Source organism: Pseudomonas gingeri (genome assembly GCF_013385635.1).
Lineage (GTDB): Bacteria > Pseudomonadota > Gammaproteobacteria > Pseudomonadales > Pseudomonadaceae > Aquipseudomonas > Aquipseudomonas gingeri_A.
The window spans coordinates 1-14,835 of the sequence record NZ_JACAPR010000048.1 but is presented as its reverse complement, the minus strand read 5'-3'; the positions used below and the strand labels follow the sequence as shown (position 1 = coordinate 14,835).

The following is a 14,835-nucleotide window of genomic DNA, read 5'->3' as shown; positions in this document are numbered from 1 at the left end:
CAAGCCTTGCACCGCCCATAAAGACGCCATCGCCGGCAAGCCGGCTCCCACAGGGACCGCGTTCAATCCCGTGACTTTACAGGCTCGGGAACGCGAACTGCGAAGCTTCATGGCTGGCACGTTGTGGCCAACGCTGGGTAATGGCCTTGCGACGGGTGTAGAAGCGCACGCCATCCGGACCATAGGCATGCAGGTCGCCAAACAGCGAACGCTTCCAGCCACCGAAGCTGTGATAGGCCACCGGCACCGGCAACGGCACGTTGACCCCGACCATGCCGACTTCGATCTCGTCGCAGAACAAGCGGGCCGCCTCACCGTCACGGGTGAAGATGCAGGTGCCATTGCCGTATTCGTGATCGTTGATCAACTGCATGGCCGCTTCCAGGCTGTCGACCCGCACGATGCACAGTACCGGCCCGAAGATCTCTTCCTTATAGATGCGCATCTGCGTGGTGACGCGGTCGAACAACGTGCCACCGAGGAAGTAGCCGCTTTCATGACCGGCAACACTGTAGCCACGACCATCCACGACCAACTCGGCACCGGCGGCCAGGCCGTCGTCGATATAGCCGACCACTTTGTCACGCGCGGTGGCGGTGACGAGAGGCCCCATGTCCAGGCCACACGACGTACCGGCACCGATCTTCAGCGCCTTGATCTGTGGCACCAGCTTGGCCACCAGGGCATCCGCCACCTGGTCACCCACGCAGACCGCCACGGAGATCGCCATGCAACGCTCGCCACAGGAACCGTAGGCGGCCCCCATCAACGCGCTGACGGCGTTGTCCAGGTCGGCATCGGGCATCAGCACCGCATGGTTCTTCGCACCGCCCAGGGCCTGGACGCGCTTGCCGCGCCTGGTGCCTTCGGCGTAGATGTATTCGGCGATCGGCGTCGAGCCGACAAAGCTCAGCGCCTTGACTTCCGGCGCTTCGATCAGTGCATCCACCGCGGTCTTGTCGCCGTGCACCACGTTCAGCACGCCCTTGGGCAGACCGGCCTCCTGCAGCAACTGGGCGATCAGCAGGGTCGAACTCGGGTCACGCTCGGACGGCTTGAGGATAAAGCAGTTGCCGCAGACGATCGCCAGCGGGTACATCCACAGCGGCACCATGGCCGGGAAGTTGAACGGGGTGATACCCGCCACCACGCCCAGCGGCTGGAAGTCCGACCAGGCATCGATATTCGGGCCGACATTGCGGCTGTATTCGCCCTTCAGCACTTCCGGAGCGGCACAGGCGTACTCGACGTTTTCAATTCCGCGCTTCAGTTCGCCGGCGGCGTCTTCCAGGGTCTTGCCGTGTTCTTCGCTGATCAACTGGGCGATACGCGCCTCGTTCTGCTCCAGCAGTTGCTTGAAGCGGAACATCACCTGGGCACGCTTGGCCGGTGGCGTATTGCGCCAGGCCGGGAACGCCGCCTTGGCCGAATCGATGGCTTGCTGGATAGTCTCGCGATCCGCCAGCGGCACCTGATGGATGACCTCGCCGGTCGATGGGTTGTATACCGCGGCGGTGCGACCGGAATCGCTGACCAGTTGGCCGTCGATCAAATGTTGGATTGCGCTCATTACGGGCTCCTGAACAGGGGTCAGCGGGAGCGAAGGTTCGCTCCCGCGAAAGCAGCTTTTATAAAGAGAAGGATCAGTCGAGCTTGTTCAGCACTTCGCCGACCGCATCGAACAGACGGTCGAGGTCTTGCGGCTTGCTGTTGAACGTTGGGCCGAACTGCAGGGTGTCGCCGCCGAAGCGCACATAGAACCCGGCTTTCCACAGCGCCATGCCCGCTTCGAACGGACGCACGATGGCATCACCGTCGCGACCGGCGATCTGGATTGCCCCGGCCAGGCCATAGTTGCGGATGTCGATCACGTTCTTGCTGCCCTTGAGGCCATGCAGGGCGTTCTCGAAATGCGGTGCAACTTCCGCCACGCTCTGCACCAGGTTTTCCTTCTGCAGCAGGTCGAGTGCCGCCAGGCCGGCCGCACAAGCCACCGGGTGTGCCGAGTAGGTGTAGCCGTGGGGGAACTCCACTGCGTACTCGGGCGTCGGCTGGTTCATGAAGGTCTGGTAGATTTCGCTGCTGGCGATCACCGCGCCCATCGGGATGGCACCGTTGGTGACCTGCTTGGCGATACACATCAGGTCCGGAGTCACACCGAAACTGTCGGCACCGAACATCGCGCCGGTACGACCGAAGCCGGTGATCACCTCGTCGAACACCAGGAGGATATTGTGCTGGTCGCAGATTTCCCGCAGGCGCTTGAGGTAGCCCTGTGGCGGCACCAGCACACCGGCGGAACCGGCCATCGGCTCGACAAACACCGCGGCGATATTCGACGCGTCATGCAGTTCGATCAGCTTGAGCAGTTCATCGGCCAGAGCGATACCACCCTGCTCCGGCATGCCACGGGAGAAAGCATTGCTCGCCAGCAGGGTGTGCGGCAGGTGGTCGACATCCATCATCGACTGGCCGAACAGCTTGCGGTTGCCGTTCACGCCACCGAGGCTGGTGCCGGCAATGTTCACCCCGTGATAACCACGGGCACGGCCGATCATCTTGGTCTTGGTCGCCTGGCCTTTCAGGCGCCAGTAGGCACGGACCATCTTCACCGCGGTATCGGCACACTCGGAACCGGAGTCGGTGAAGAACACGTGATTCAGGTTGCCCGGCGTCAGCGCGGTGATTTTTTCCGCGAGCTGGAACGACAGCGGGTGACCGTACTGGAAGCCCGGCGAGTAATCGAGGGTGCCCAGTTGCTTGGCCACCGCCTCCTGGATTTCCTTGCGAGTGTGCCCGGCGCCGCAGGTCCACAGGCCCGACAGCGAGTCATAGACCTTGCGCCCCTTGTCATCGATCAGCCAACTGCCTTCGGCCGCGACGATCAGGCGAGGATCGCGCTGGAAGTTGCGGTTGGCGGTGTACGGCATCCAGTGGGCATCGAGCTTGAGCTGGCTGGCCAGGGACGACGGAGCGTTTTCAGGCATGTTCATGAGCGAAACCTCGCAGGGCATTAAGCGGCGTGGGCGTTAAAAGCGTTCTTGCGACTAAATTGCCACGGCGATAAAGTCGGTGAAATGCAACTTTTCTAACCTTCAGTTAATAGCAGACTAAACCATGAGCAGCCGCCGCCCCGATCCCCTGGCGCAAGTCAGCGATTTCGATATCCGTCTGTTGCGGATCTTTCGCAGCGTCGTCGAATGCGGGGGGTTTTCCGCGGCGGAAACCGTGCTCGGCATCGGTCGCTCGGCCATCAGCCAACAGATGAGCGACCTGGAACAGCGCATCGGCCTGCGCCTGTGCCAGCGTGGTCGCGCCGGTTTCTCCCTGACCGAGGAAGGACGCGAGGTCTATCAATCGGCCTTGCAGCTATTGAGTGCCCTGGAGAGTTTTCGCACCGAGGTCAACGGCCTGCACCGGCACCTGCGCGGCGAACTGATCATCGGTCTGACCGACAACCTGGTCACCCTGCCCCACATGCGCATCACCCATGCCCTGGCGCAGTTGAAGGAACGCGGGCCGGATGTGCAGATCCAGATCCGCATGATCGCCCCCAACGAAGTGGAACAGGGTGTGCTCGACGGCCGCCTGCATGTCGGCGTGGTGCCCCAGGCCAGCGCCCTGTCGGGACTGGAATACCAGCCCTTGTACAGCGAACGTTCGCTGCTGTACTGCGCGGTGGGGCATCCGCTGTTTTATGTCGATGACCGGCAGTTGGAGGATGAGCGCCTCAACCACCAGGACGCGATTGCCCCGACCTTCCGCCTGCCGGCCGAGATCCAGGCGCACTATCAGGCGCTCAATTGCACCGCCAGCGCCTCCGATCGCGAGGGCATGGCCTTCCTGATCCTGACCGGCCGTTATATCGGCTACCTGCCGGATCACTACGCCAGTCTCTGGGTACAGCAGGGTCGGCTGCGCGCACTCAAGGCCGGCAGCCGTTTCTATGACCTGAGCCTGGCCTCGGTCACACGCAAGGGCCGGCGTCCCCACCTGGTGCTGGAAAGCTTCCTGGAGAACCTGGCGGCGACACGCTGAACAGGCATCTGCCGGACCTGTGGGAGTGGGCTTGCCCGCGAAGAGCCCCTTGAGGCCGCCAAACCTTTAGCGGGCAAGCCCCGCCCCTGCACACGCTCCGCTCCCACGGGGCTTGAGCGCTGCCGCAAATCACACCCTCGAAAGCGACAGGATGGAGCAGCATCGAGGCTTTTATGGCGCTAAGGCTTGTCTGATTCCTGTGGGTAAGTTATCTGTGCACAGGTTGCACCCACAGATCAGCTCGGAACTGCCTATGACCGTTGAAGTCCCTGCCCACGTCGGAAAACCCGCCAGCCGCATTCGCCAGAAAAACGAAGAGGCGATCATCAAGGCCGCCGAAGACGAATTCGCCCGTCATGGCTTCAAGGGCACCAGCATGAATACCATTGCGCAGAATGCCGGGCTGCCCAAGGCCAACCTGCATTACTACTTCACCAACAAGCTGGGGTTGTATGTCGCGGTGCTGAGCAACATCCTCGAATTGTGGGACAGCACCTTCAACCACCTCACCGCCGCGGACGACCCGGCCGAAGCCCTGACGCGCTACATCCGCGCCAAGATGGAGTTCTCCCGCCGCCAGCCCCAGGCCTCGCGGATCTTCGCCATGGAGATCATCAGCGGCGGCGAATGCCTGAGCGAGTATTTCAGCCAGGACTACCGCGCCTGGTTCCAGGGCCGGGCCGATGTGTTCCAGGCCTGGATCGACGCCGGCAAGATGGACCCGGTGGACCCGGTGCACCTGATTTTCCTGCTCTGGGGCAGCACCCAGCATTATGCCGACTTCGCCACCCAGATCTGCCGCGTCACCGGCCGCACGCGCCTGACCAAGCAGGACATGGAAGACGCCGGCAACAACCTGATCCGTATCATTCTCAAGGGCTGTGGCCTGACGCCGCCGCTCTGACCCCTCACTCAAAGCCGATCCCGTATGCCCTTTACCCTTGCCGGCCTTTGCGAATATCGCGAAGAAATTCGCAAAAGCCGCTTCATCACCCTCGCCGCCCCGATCACCCGCGTCGCCGAGGCTCAGGCCTTCATCGAGCAGCACAGCGACCTGGACGCCACCCACAATTGCTGGGCCTGGAAACTCGCCGATCAATACCGCAGCAGCGACGACGGCGAACCGGGCGGCACGGCGGGACGGCCGATCCTTGCAGCCATCGAGGCCCAGGACTGCGACCAGGTGGCGGTACTGGTGATCCGCTGGTACGGCGGCATCCAACTGGGCACCGGCGGACTGGCCCGCGCCTATGGCGGCGGTGCCAACAAGTGCCTGCAGAATGCCGAGCGCATCGAGCTGATCAGCCGCGTGCCGCTCAGTTGTGCCTGTGGCTTCAATGAACTGGCGCTGGTCAAGCTGCGGGTCGCCGAAGCCGGTGGCCTGATTGTGGAGGAGCGATTCACCGCCAACGGCGTGGAACTGCAACTGGCCCTCGGCGAACGCCATATCGACACCCTGCAACGGCAACTGGCCGATCTCAGTCGCGGACGCATCCTCTTGCAGCGATAAACCACAACAACGTTGTCCACAGGCGTAATACACAGACAACCCGCCACACGGGCTTTTGCCCACAATGACTGTGCACCCGACTGTGGATAACCTGAGCACATCCGCCTGTAACCCTTCTGCAACGTGGCTTTGCGGGCGCTGATCAGTTTTCGTCCAATTGTTCTCCATAACGGCCGAAACTTTCTGAAAACAACGGCTTAGCCGGGTTTATCGCGTTTGGGAAATAGCTGCCCGGCGCTTATGCCCAAGTTTCGCGCTTGCGCACAAATACTGTGGAGCAACCTGTGGATAACCCGTGCAAGGGTGTCCCGGTTGCCGGTCTGGTCGAGCCTGTGAACGATTGGTTGTTTTTTGATCAGCAAAAACCATCCGCGTAGCGATCCACCGCGAACGTCACACCCATTCAGTGTCTTGCGTCGAGCCTTATGGGGGCAGGCCCCTCGTTTACCGGCGACAACTGCGCAATACCCCAGGCTATTTCAAAGAACAGGAACACGCCGATAATCGCGCTCGCCCCCTGGCTCAGCGCATAGGCCTGCCAGGTCGCGAACAGCAGCCGGCCGACGGCGTCATAACGGCCGAAGAGCAGTTGCGGATCACGAATGCGCAGCACCGCCCAGACGCAGACGATCGAGCCCAGCAGATTGGCCATCAACATATGCACAGGCTCGAAGGGCGGCAGTTCCCCCGGCAAACCCAGTGCCTGGCTCACCTCCCGCAAAACGGTGTGCAGCGCGAGAAAACTCCAGGGGGTGACAAACGCAGCGGTGACGATCAGGTCGTACCAGGCGCTGGCCCGGACCAATCGACGATAATGTGCGGTGCTCCACATGCGACAACTCCAGATCCAGACAGGGAGCACAAAGCCTAAAGCCTGGAGTATGCTCCAAGGTCAAGCCCTCGGAGAGCCTATCCCATGCGTATCGGCGAGTTAGCCCGGGCCAGCGCCGTCAGCCGCGATACCTTGCGCTTCTATGAGCAGCGCGGGCTGATCGCCGCCCGGCGCAGCGCCAACGGTTATCGTGACTACGCACCCGAGATGCTGCAACTGGTGCTATATATCAAGACCGCCCAGCGCCTGGGCTTCAGCCTCGGCGAAATCGGCAACAGCGTCGCGGCGCTGTGGCACGCGCCCGACCCGGACACCGCGGTCACGCAACTGCTGCAGGACAAACTGAACCTGATCGAGGCACGCATCGCCGAACTTGGCGACTTGCGTCAGGAATTGCAGCATCGCCTGCAACAGAGTTGTCCTCTGAGAACCCAGTCTTCACTTCACAAGGAATCACCTCATGAGCGATAAGAACGCATTGATCATCGGGGCCTCCCGGGGCCTAGGCCTGGGTCTGGTGCAACAGTTGCTGGCCGACGGCTGGAACGTCACCGCCACCGTGCGCGATGTGTACAAGGCCGATGCACTGAAAGCCGTCGGCAACGTGCAGATCGAAACCCTGGAGATGGACGACCCGTCGGCGGTTGCCGCCCTCGCCCAGCGCCTGGATGGCCAGGTCTTCGACCTGCTGTTCGTCAACGCCGGGGTCAAGGGCCCGGCGGACCAGAAACCGGGCAATGCCTCACTGGCGGAAATCGGCCAACTGTTCATGACCAACGCCATCGCTCCCGTGGCCCTGGCCCAGCGCTTTGTCGATCAGATCCGTCCGGGCTATGGGGTGATCGCCTTCATGAGTTCGGGCCTGGGCAGTGTGACCGTGCCGGATGCGCCGGAACTGGCGTTCTACAAGGCGAGCAAGGCGGCGCTGAACTCCATGACCAACAGTTTCCTCAGCGAAATCGAGGCACCGGCCTTTACCGTGCTGTCGATGCATCCGGGCTGGGTGAAAACCGACATGGGCGGCGAAGGCGCGGACATCGATGTCGCCACCAGCACCCGCGGTCTGGTCGACCAGGTGAATGCCTTTGCCGGCAAGGGCGGGCATCACTTCATCAACTACAAGGGCGAGACCATTCCCTGGTAAGCGGCGAAGGTCCTAGAGCCCCAGCAACGACAGCATGATAAAGGTGGCGAACAGCACGAAGTGGGTCATGCCCTCGATGGCATTGGTTTCACCGTCGTTGAGGTTGATCGCGCTGACGATAAGGGTGATCAACACCATCACCGTCTGCACCGGCGTCATCGCCATCTGGAACGGCTGGCCGGTGTAGAGCGCCATGGCCTCCATCACCGGCACGGTCAGGATCACGGTCGACAACGACGCCCCCAGCGCCACGTTGACCACCGACTGCATACGATTGGCCAGGGCCGCGCGCAAGGCGGTGAGGATTTCCGGTGCGGCGGAAATCGCCGCCACCAGGATTGCCGTGATCACCGGCGGGGCGCCCGTATGCTCCAGGCCCAGGTCGAGGGTCTTGGACATCACCTCGGCCAGCGCGCCGATCACCACGATGCCGAATATCAGGGTCGCGATGGACTGCCCCAGGTTGATCGGTGGCGTCTGCGCCTGGCTGGGATTCTTGCGCTTTTTCTCCGGGTAGCTGTAGCTGAAGAAATAACTGTGGGGGCCGACCTGCATGCGCAGGAACAAGGTGTACAACAACACCATCGCGCCGATGGTGAAAGCCGAATAGATCTTCCAGTCCGCCTCGGGAATGAACTCCGGCACCACCATGGACACGCCCATCGCGGTGAGGATCATCACGCTGTAGCTGCGCGCCGAATCATCGTTGTAGGACTGCTCGCCATGCTTGATCCCGCCCATCAGCGCCGCCAGGCCGAGGATGCCGTTGATATCGAGCATCACCGCCGAATAGATGGTATCGCGCACCAGGGTCGGCGAGGCCTCGTTGCTCATCATGATCGCCAGGATCACCACTTCCACCAGTACCGCCGACAACGTCAGGATCATCGTGCCGTAGGGATCGCCGACCTTTTCCGCCAGCAGCTCGGCGTGATGGGCGACCCGCATCGAAGCGCAGACAATCGCCCCGATCAATACCAGTCCGGCAACCAGCGCGACGCCCCGGCCGCTGTGCAGCAGCGTATGTTCCAGCGGAAAGGCGACGGCCGCCATGACCACGGCCAGCAACAGGAACCTTTCTTCTCGCAATAGAGTTAGCATCGCACGGCCTCAAGGGTGATGGCTTACAGACTGCGGCGAGCCGCCAGCGTTTCGTTACATCTTGGCGCAGCCATGGCCGGGGTCGGATGGATCGCCGCAAAGCCAAGGCGCTTTGAACCGCCCGGTCAGGTTTTAGCCAATACTTCGGCCGTCATCTGTAGAATGCCGGTCATCTGCACCTGATGAGAAAAACCTATGTACGACTGGCTCAACGCCCTGCCCAAGGCCGAACTGCACCTGCACCTGGAAGGCTCGCTGGAGCCTGAGTTGCTGTTCGCCCTGGCCGAGCGCAACAAGATCGCCCTGCCCTGGAACGACGTGGACGCCCTGCGCCAGGCCTACGCCTTCAACAACCTGCAGGAGTTCCTCGACCTGTATTACCAGGGCGCCGATGTGCTGCGCACGTCCCAGGACTTCTATGACCTGACCTGGGCCTACCTGCTGCGTTGCAAGGCGCAGAACGTGATCCACACCGAACCCTTCTTCGACCCGCAGACCCATACCGACCGGGGCATCCCCTTCGAAGTGGTGCTCAACGGCATCGCCGCGGCGCTGAAGGACGGCGAGCAGCAACTGGGCATCAGCAGCGGCCTGATCCTCAGCTTCCTGCGTCACCTGAGCGAAGACGAAGCACAGAAAACCCTCGACCAGGCGCTGCCGTTTCGCGATGCCTTTGTCGCGGTCGGGCTGGACAGCTCGGAGATGGGCCACCCGCCGAGCAAATTCCAGCGGGTCTTCGACCGGGCGCGCCATGAAGGTTTCCTGACCGTCGCCCACGCCGGTGAAGAAGGTCCGCCGCAATACATCTGGGAAGCCATCGACCTGCTGAAGATCCAGCGGATCGACCACGGCGTGCGGGCCATCGAAGATGAGCGGCTGATGCAGCGGATCATCGACGAGCAGATCCCGTTGACCGTCTGCCCGCTGTCGAACACCAAGCTCTGCGTGTTCGATCATATGTCCCAGCACAACATCCTCGACATGCTCGAACGGGGTGTGAAAGTGACGGTGAACTCGGATGACCCGGCGTACTTCGGCGGCTACGTCACCGAGAACTTCCACGCGCTGCACACCCACCTGGGCATGACCCAGGACCAGGCCCGACGCCTGGCGCAGAACAGCCTGGATGCACGACTGGTCAAACCCTAGTCCAGCCCCCTGGGGGAGCGGTGCTTGTGTGGGAGACTAACCCACCGCCCCTTCACTCAACTCCTCCAGCGTCTTGCCGCGGGTTTCCATGCCGAAGCGCCAGACCACCGCTGCCGCAATCGCAAAGCACAGCGCGCCAAGGGCAAACACCCCGCCCTGCCCGGTCACCGGGAACACCAGCCCGGTCACCAGCGGCCCGAGCAGTGAACCGACCCGGCCGATGGCCGAGGCAAAGCCCGAGCCCGTGGCCCGCGCCGACGTCGGATACAGCTCCGGGGTGTAGGTATAAAGCACCGCCCACATGCCAAACAGAAAGAACTGCATCAGCAGGCCCGACACGATAAGCAGGCTGACATTGCCGCCGAATACCGCACTCTGGCCGTAGAGGAACGCCATCACCCCACCGCCGAGCAAGGTGACGATGCACACCGGCTTGCGCCCCCACAGCTCGACCAGCCAGGCGGCCACCAGGAACCCCGGGATACCGCCCAGGGAAATCAGCACCGTGTAATAGACCGACTGGGTCACCGCGAACCCCGACTGCTGCAGCAAGGCGCTGAGCCAGGAGGTCAGGCCATAGAAACCGAGCAAGGCAAAGAACCAGACACTCCAGATCATCATCGTGCGCTGGCGGTACAGCGGCGACCACAACTGCTGGAAGGCCGAGAAGAAACTCGGCGGGCGGTCCGCACTCCGTGGCAGGCGTACCGGCATCGGCAAGGCGGCGCGCTTGAGCGAGGCGCGGACCCGATCCTCGATACCGCACAACACCTTGTCCGCCGCCTCGTGATGGCCGGCCTGTTCCAGCCAGCGCGGCGACTCGGGAATGAAAAAGCGGATCGCCAGGACAAACACCGCCGGGACCGCCAGGACCAGGAAGATATCGCGCCAGCCCACCAACGGCAGCAGGAAGTACGACAACACGCCTGCCGCGACAAAACCCAGGGGCCAGAAACCGTCCATCAGGGCGATATAGCGTCCGCGGCGCTTGGCCGGGATCAACTCCGACAGCATCGACTGGGCAATCGGAAACTCCATGCCCATGCCGATCCCCAGGAGAATCCGGAACAGCGTGAGCGTCTCCACCGTCTGCGCCGTGGAGCACAGGTAACTGGCCAGCCCCCACAACACGATACTCCACTGGAACACCGGCTTGCGGCCAAAACGGTCGGCGAGCATGCCCGACAGGGATGCGCCCAGCACCATCCCGAAAAAGCTCGAACTGGCCAACAGGCCGGCCTGGGCACTGCTGAGGGCGAACTCGGTTTTGATCGAGCCGAGCAGAAAGGTCATCATGGCCAGGTCCATCGAGTCGAAGAAAAAGGCCAGGGCAATGATGATGAAGATCAGTCGGTGATAGCCGCTGATCGGCAGCCGTTCCAGACGTTCCGCCGCGCTGTAGCCTTGTTTTTCCATGGGATATCCCTCGATTCGAATGCTCGATCGAGTGTGCGGTATCACCGGATGGCTTTATTTCTGGTTACGACCTGTTCGCATCCCTGAGCGACGCCTGCGCCGTCCCTGTCGCAGGCAACCGCAACAGGCGGGCTCAACCGGCCAGTTCGAGCTCGACCAGGGCGGCGAACTTGTCGATCTGCCGCTCTCCCAGCGAAGAAACCCGCAAGGCCCTGGACTCATCCATCGGTGCCAGCCAGCCCGATTGCAGGAATAACTGCAACAGCCCCGCACCGAGCACACCGCCCAGATGCGGACGTCGCTCACGGACATCATGGCAGACACAGACCATCTCACGGCTGCCATGGGCCAGTGCCTGGATATAGAGCCCCCGCTCGGCAAAACGCTGGGCACCGGCGCTGGTCACGCGGACCCGTTGTTCGTGCTGTTCGATCCAGCCGGCCATCAGCAGGCGTTGGTACAGCTCGCAGGCCAGCTCGCCGCCAAGGTGATCGTGGCACAGCCGGGCGCGCTTGAGCGCCGCCGCATCCGGGGCGGGGAGCTTGATCGAGTTCTGCACCGCCAGCGGCGCGCTGGCCAGGGAAGCGCTCGCCAGGGCTTCCACGGCCGTGGCGATTTCCGGTGCCGCCAGGCGGAAGAACCGTTTGCGCCCACGGGCCTCGAGCCGCAACAAGCCGCCGCCGCTCAAGCGGGCCAGGTGGGCACTGGCGGATGAAAGGGACAAACCCGCCAGCAAGGCCAGTTCATCGGCAGACCGTGCGCTGCCATCGAGCAACGCCCACATCATCGCGCTGCGCTTGGGGTCTGCGAGCAACGCGGCTATCTGACTGATGCAAGGTGCATATTCCATGTCTTCACTCCCTGTTGAAACATTGATCGACCGCACAAAGCCATCTTGAAAAATCCCGGCACTCCAGCCAAGACGCAAAAGTGCCAAAATCCGGGAAATTTTCTCATTCCGGCAAGCAACTCCGGCGAACGTAACAAAATGCGTTTCAGCCGAAAAGCTTTGGATCCAATGAATCAAGCCTAAACCACAATAGAAGCAGTGCTGACTTTTATTCCGGCACCGGTTGTAACAAGCCCCGCGCCAAACACCCCCGCTATCCCCCGCCGGAAGCGAGACGTGCCGGGGCCCGGCGTGACAGCTCGGCACAACGGCGGCTGAGCATTTCGCGCAAGAGGTTCACCGGCTTACTCAATTGAGCGCGATGGGCGCACAGCAGATTCAGCGGTGCCCGCTCGCAGGATAACTCCGGGAGCAGGACCTTCAGCCGCCCGGCCAGCACATCGGTGCCGACATCGAGCCAGGACTTGTAGGCAATCCCCGCTCCCGCCAGTGCCCACAAGCGCACCACGTCGGCGTCGTCGCTGAAACGATCGCCGCTGACCGTAAGGCTGATATCGCGCTTGCCATCGTGAAAGCTCCACTGGTCATGGACCCGGCTGCCGAGCATGAACAGCAGGCAGTTGTGCTGGGCCAGTTGCTCCAGGGTAGAGGGCTCGCCCTGGCGCGCAAGGTAGTCGGGCGCGGCGCACAGCACGCGGCGGTTATCGGGAGCGATCGGCAGCGCCACCAGGCTCGAGTCCTCCGGTTCGCCATAGCGCAGGGCGATGTCCACCGGTTGGCGGAACAGGTCGGCGATCCGATCGCCCAGCAGCAGGCGCACCGTCAGCTTCGGATGCTCGCGCTGGAACTCGTCGAGCCAGGGCAGCAGCAGGTTGCGCCCGAAGTCCGAAGGCGCCGACAGCTGCAGAATCCCGCTGACCTGATCCTGACCGCTGGCCAGCAATCGCCGACCTTCGTCCAGGTTACTCAGGGCCGCCCGCGCATATTCCAGGAACCCCTCGCCTTCGGCGGTGAGCCGCAGGCTGCGGGTCGAGCGGGCGAGCAGGCGCGCGCCCAGTTGCTGCTCGATACGCTTGAGCGAGGCACTGGCCACAGCCGGCGACAAGTCCATGACCCGCGCCGCCGCCGACAGGCTACCCAGGTCGGCGGCACGCACAAACAACTGCAAATCGTCGAAACGCAGCACCAAAGCCCCCGGATTATCAAAAAAATATTGAAAGAGACTGCTGTTTTAGCCGGTTTTATCCTCAAGGGAAATGACTAATCATGCCGCCACACACCGTTACAGCATGAGGCGTCACCCATGTCCCAGACTCTCACCACCCTGGCCATCCTGGTTGCAAAACCTGACCGGCGCCCTGCGCTTGAACAGCTGCTCCGAGCGCTGCAGGTGCCATCCCGTGCCGAACCCGGTTGCCATCAATACGATCTGCACGACGATCTGGAGCAGGCCGACACCCTCTACATGCTGGAGCAGTGGACCGATGAAGCCGCGCTGGCGAGCCATTTCGCGGCGGCCCACTTCCAGCAGTTCCGCCAACAGTCAGAAGGGCTGATCGAGCAGTTCGAACTCAAACGCCTGCGGTTTCTCTCCTGACAACCCCTTTGTTTACCAATCTCCCTGGAGTCTTCCCCATGAAAGCCATTGCCTTCTACTCATCCTTGCCCAGCAGCGATCCACTGTCGCTGCAAGATATCGAACTGCCCGTGCCGGTCGCCGGTCCCCGCGATCTGCTGGTCGAGGTCAAGGCCATCTCGGTCAACCCGGTGGACACCAAGGTCCGTCAATACATGCCGCCGGAAAACGGCGAGGCCAAGGTCCTCGGCTGGGACGTGGCCGGCGTGGTCAAGGCGGTCGGTAGCGACACCAGCCTGTTCAAGATCGGCGACAAGGTGTTCTACGCCGGCTCCCTGGTCCGCCCCGGCGCCAACAGTGAACTGCACGTGGTGGACGAGCGCATCGTCGGTCATATGCCTCAAAGCCTGGGTTTCGCCGAAGCAGCCGCCTTGCCGCTGACCGCGATCACCGCCTGGGAATTGTTGTTCGAGCGCCTGCAAGTGCGCGAAGACAAGGCTGATCAGGACCAGAGCCTGCTGATCGTCGGCGCGGCCGGTGGCGTGGGTTCGATCCTGACGCAACTGGCCAGCCAACTGACCGGACTGAAAGTCATCGGCACCGCCTCGCGCCCTGAAACCCGGGACTGGGTGCAGGCCCTGGGCGCCGACCTGGTCATCGACCACAGCAAGCCGCTCAGCGACGAACTCAAGGCCCAGGGCCAGCCACACGTGACCCACGTCGCCAGCCTGACCCAGACCGACACGCACCTGGATCAACTGGTCGAGGCCCTCAAGCCGCAAGGCAAGCTGGGTTTGATCGACGACCCGAAAGGCCTGGATATCAGCAAGCTCAAGCGCAAGAGCCTGTCGTTGCACTGGGAGTTCATGTACACCCGTTCGATGTTCGAGACCGAGGACATGATCGAGCAGCACAACCTGCTCAACCGGGTGGCTGAACTGATCGATGCCGGTGTACTGAAAACCACGGTCGGCGAGCACTTCGGCAAGATCAACGCCGCCAACCTGCGCCGCGCCCATGCCCTGCTGGAAAGCGGCAAGGCCAAGGGCAAGATCGTGCTGGAAGGGTTCTGAATTGTAGGAGCGGAGCTTGCCCGCGAAGAGGCCCTCAAGGCCACCAAAAGCTTCGGGGGCAAGCCCCCTCCCACAGAGGCCTCAGGCGCCCGCAATATCCAGGACAACCCGAACAGTGTAGGAGCGGGCTTGAACTGGCCTAATGA

Annotated in this window: 15 protein-coding genes; 8 read left to right on the top strand and 7 right to left on the bottom strand. The window is 62.5% G+C overall.

Annotation, left to right across the window (positions count from 1 at the left end; genetic code table 11):
• Positions 1-76: 76 nt before the first annotated feature.
• Both HX851_RS32965 and aptA read right to left on the bottom strand, forming a co-directional pair.
• A complete protein-coding gene (locus HX851_RS32965) occupies positions 77-1,570 on the bottom strand; it encodes a CoA-acylating methylmalonate-semialdehyde dehydrogenase (RefSeq protein WP_177066465.1) in 1,494 nt (497 codons plus the stop codon).
• Positions 1,571-1,643: 73 nt separating this feature from the next.
• On the bottom strand, positions 1,644-2,993 hold the full coding sequence (gene aptA, locus HX851_RS32960; protein WP_177059333.1) for an omega-aminotransferase AptA: 1,350 nt from the start codon (positions 2,991-2,993) through the stop codon (positions 1,644-1,646).
• A 124-nt stretch (positions 2,994-3,117) separates the two neighbouring features.
• Here aptA and HX851_RS32955 point away from each other — a divergent pair, with 124 nt between their 5' ends.
• From HX851_RS32955 to HX851_RS32945, 3 genes are all read left to right on the top strand, one after another.
• A complete protein-coding gene (locus tag HX851_RS32955) occupies positions 3,118-4,038 on the top strand; it encodes a LysR family transcriptional regulator (RefSeq protein WP_177059335.1) in 921 nt (306 codons plus the stop codon).
• Between the two features lie 253 nt (positions 4,039-4,291).
• Positions 4,292-4,942, top strand: a complete 651-nt coding sequence (locus HX851_RS32950) for a TetR/AcrR family transcriptional regulator (RefSeq protein WP_177059337.1) — start codon at positions 4,292-4,294, stop codon at positions 4,940-4,942.
• Between the two features lie 24 nt (positions 4,943-4,966).
• Complete coding sequence (locus HX851_RS32945; RefSeq protein ID WP_177059339.1) at positions 4,967-5,548, top strand: IMPACT family protein; 582 nt, start codon at positions 4,967-4,969, stop codon at positions 5,546-5,548.
• 403 nt (positions 5,549-5,951) lie between these two features.
• Here HX851_RS32945 and HX851_RS32940 read toward each other — a convergent pair whose 3' ends face one another.
• Positions 5,952-6,380 carry a hypothetical protein gene (locus HX851_RS32940; protein WP_177059341.1) on the bottom strand — a complete coding sequence of 143 codons (429 nt, stop codon included), beginning with the start codon at positions 6,378-6,380 and terminating at the stop codon, positions 5,952-5,954.
• A gap of 84 nt (positions 6,381-6,464) precedes the next feature.
• Between HX851_RS32940 and HX851_RS32935 the strand changes: the two genes are divergently transcribed.
• On the top strand, positions 6,465-6,851 hold the full coding sequence (locus HX851_RS32935; RefSeq protein ID WP_177059342.1) for a MerR family transcriptional regulator: 387 nt from the start codon (positions 6,465-6,467) through the stop codon (positions 6,849-6,851).
• Positions 6,841-7,524 carry an SDR family oxidoreductase gene (locus HX851_RS32930; RefSeq protein WP_177059344.1) on the top strand — a complete coding sequence of 228 codons (684 nt, stop codon included), beginning with the start codon at positions 6,841-6,843 and terminating at the stop codon, positions 7,522-7,524. The genes HX851_RS32935 and HX851_RS32930 overlap by 11 nt, the downstream gene beginning before the upstream one ends.
• Before the next feature lie 12 nt (positions 7,525-7,536).
• Here HX851_RS32930 and HX851_RS32925 read toward each other — a convergent pair whose 3' ends face one another.
• A complete protein-coding gene (locus HX851_RS32925; RefSeq protein ID WP_177059346.1) occupies positions 7,537-8,625 on the bottom strand; it encodes a calcium:cation antiporter in 1,089 nt (362 codons plus the stop codon).
• A 195-nt stretch (positions 8,626-8,820) separates the two neighbouring features.
• On the opposite strand from HX851_RS32925, the gene HX851_RS32920 reads away from it, so the two are divergent.
• Positions 8,821-9,774 carry an adenosine deaminase gene (locus tag HX851_RS32920; RefSeq protein WP_177059348.1) on the top strand — a complete coding sequence of 318 codons (954 nt, stop codon included), beginning with the start codon at positions 8,821-8,823 and terminating at the stop codon, positions 9,772-9,774.
• A gap of 36 nt (positions 9,775-9,810) precedes the next feature.
• Here the strand turns inward: HX851_RS32920 and HX851_RS32915 are convergent, their stop codons facing one another.
• The 3 genes from HX851_RS32915 to vimR all read right to left on the bottom strand — a co-directional run bounded on the left by HX851_RS32915 (position 9,811) and on the right by vimR (position 13,226).
• Positions 9,811-11,190, bottom strand: coding sequence for an MFS transporter (locus tag HX851_RS32915; protein ID WP_177059350.1), 1,380 nt, complete (start codon positions 11,188-11,190; stop codon positions 9,811-9,813).
• Positions 11,191-11,323: 133 nt separating this feature from the next.
• On the bottom strand, positions 11,324-12,040 hold the full coding sequence (locus HX851_RS32910) for an ArsR/SmtB family transcription factor (protein WP_177059352.1): 717 nt from the start codon (positions 12,038-12,040) through the stop codon (positions 11,324-11,326).
• 253 nt (positions 12,041-12,293) lie between these two features.
• The gene (gene vimR / locus HX851_RS32905) at positions 12,294-13,226 is read right to left on the bottom strand and encodes a transcription regulator VimR (RefSeq protein WP_177059354.1); all 933 of its coding nucleotides are present in this window, start codon (positions 13,224-13,226) and stop codon (positions 12,294-12,296) included.
• A gap of 117 nt (positions 13,227-13,343) precedes the next feature.
• Between vimR and HX851_RS32900 the strand changes: the two genes are divergently transcribed.
• Together HX851_RS32900 and HX851_RS32895 are read left to right on the top strand one after the other, a co-directional pair.
• Entirely contained in the window at positions 13,344-13,637 is a 294-nt protein-coding gene (locus HX851_RS32900; protein ID WP_177066463.1) for a putative quinol monooxygenase, read from the top strand.
• A gap of 38 nt (positions 13,638-13,675) precedes the next feature.
• On the top strand, positions 13,676-14,689 hold the full coding sequence (locus HX851_RS32895) for a zinc-binding alcohol dehydrogenase family protein (RefSeq protein ID WP_177059364.1): 1,014 nt from the start codon (positions 13,676-13,678) through the stop codon (positions 14,687-14,689).
• Positions 14,690-14,835 lie beyond the last annotated feature (146 nt).

Excerpts from the sequence above, each read along its gene's own strand:
- HX851_RS32965 (WP_177066465.1), bottom strand. The coding sequence starts at position 1,570 with ATGAGCGCAATCCAACATTTGATCGACGGCCAACTGGTCAGCGATTCC.
- aptA (WP_177059333.1), bottom strand. The coding sequence starts at position 2,993 with ATGAACATGCCTGAAAACGCTCCGTCGTCCCTGGCCAGCCAGCTCAAG.
- HX851_RS32955 (WP_177059335.1), top strand. The coding sequence starts at position 3,118 with ATGAGCAGCCGCCGCCCCGATCCCCTGGCGCAAGTCAGCGATTTCGAT.
- HX851_RS32950 (WP_177059337.1), top strand. The coding sequence starts at position 4,292 with ATGACCGTTGAAGTCCCTGCCCACGTCGGAAAACCCGCCAGCCGCATT.
- HX851_RS32945 (WP_177059339.1), top strand. The coding sequence starts at position 4,967 with ATGCCCTTTACCCTTGCCGGCCTTTGCGAATATCGCGAAGAAATTCGC.
- HX851_RS32940 (WP_177059341.1), bottom strand. The coding sequence starts at position 6,380 with ATGTGGAGCACCGCACATTATCGTCGATTGGTCCGGGCCAGCGCCTGG.
- HX851_RS32935 (WP_177059342.1), top strand. The coding sequence starts at position 6,465 with ATGCGTATCGGCGAGTTAGCCCGGGCCAGCGCCGTCAGCCGCGATACC.
- HX851_RS32930 (WP_177059344.1), top strand. The coding sequence starts at position 6,841 with ATGAGCGATAAGAACGCATTGATCATCGGGGCCTCCCGGGGCCTAGGC.
- HX851_RS32925 (WP_177059346.1), bottom strand. The coding sequence starts at position 8,625 with ATGCTAACTCTATTGCGAGAAGAAAGGTTCCTGTTGCTGGCCGTGGTC.
- HX851_RS32920 (WP_177059348.1), top strand. The coding sequence starts at position 8,821 with ATGTACGACTGGCTCAACGCCCTGCCCAAGGCCGAACTGCACCTGCAC.
- HX851_RS32915 (WP_177059350.1), bottom strand. The coding sequence starts at position 11,190 with ATGGAAAAACAAGGCTACAGCGCGGCGGAACGTCTGGAACGGCTGCCG.
- HX851_RS32910 (WP_177059352.1), bottom strand. The coding sequence starts at position 12,040 with ATGGAATATGCACCTTGCATCAGTCAGATAGCCGCGTTGCTCGCAGAC.
- HX851_RS32900 (WP_177066463.1), top strand. The coding sequence starts at position 13,344 with ATGTCCCAGACTCTCACCACCCTGGCCATCCTGGTTGCAAAACCTGAC.
- HX851_RS32895 (WP_177059364.1), top strand. The coding sequence starts at position 13,676 with ATGAAAGCCATTGCCTTCTACTCATCCTTGCCCAGCAGCGATCCACTG.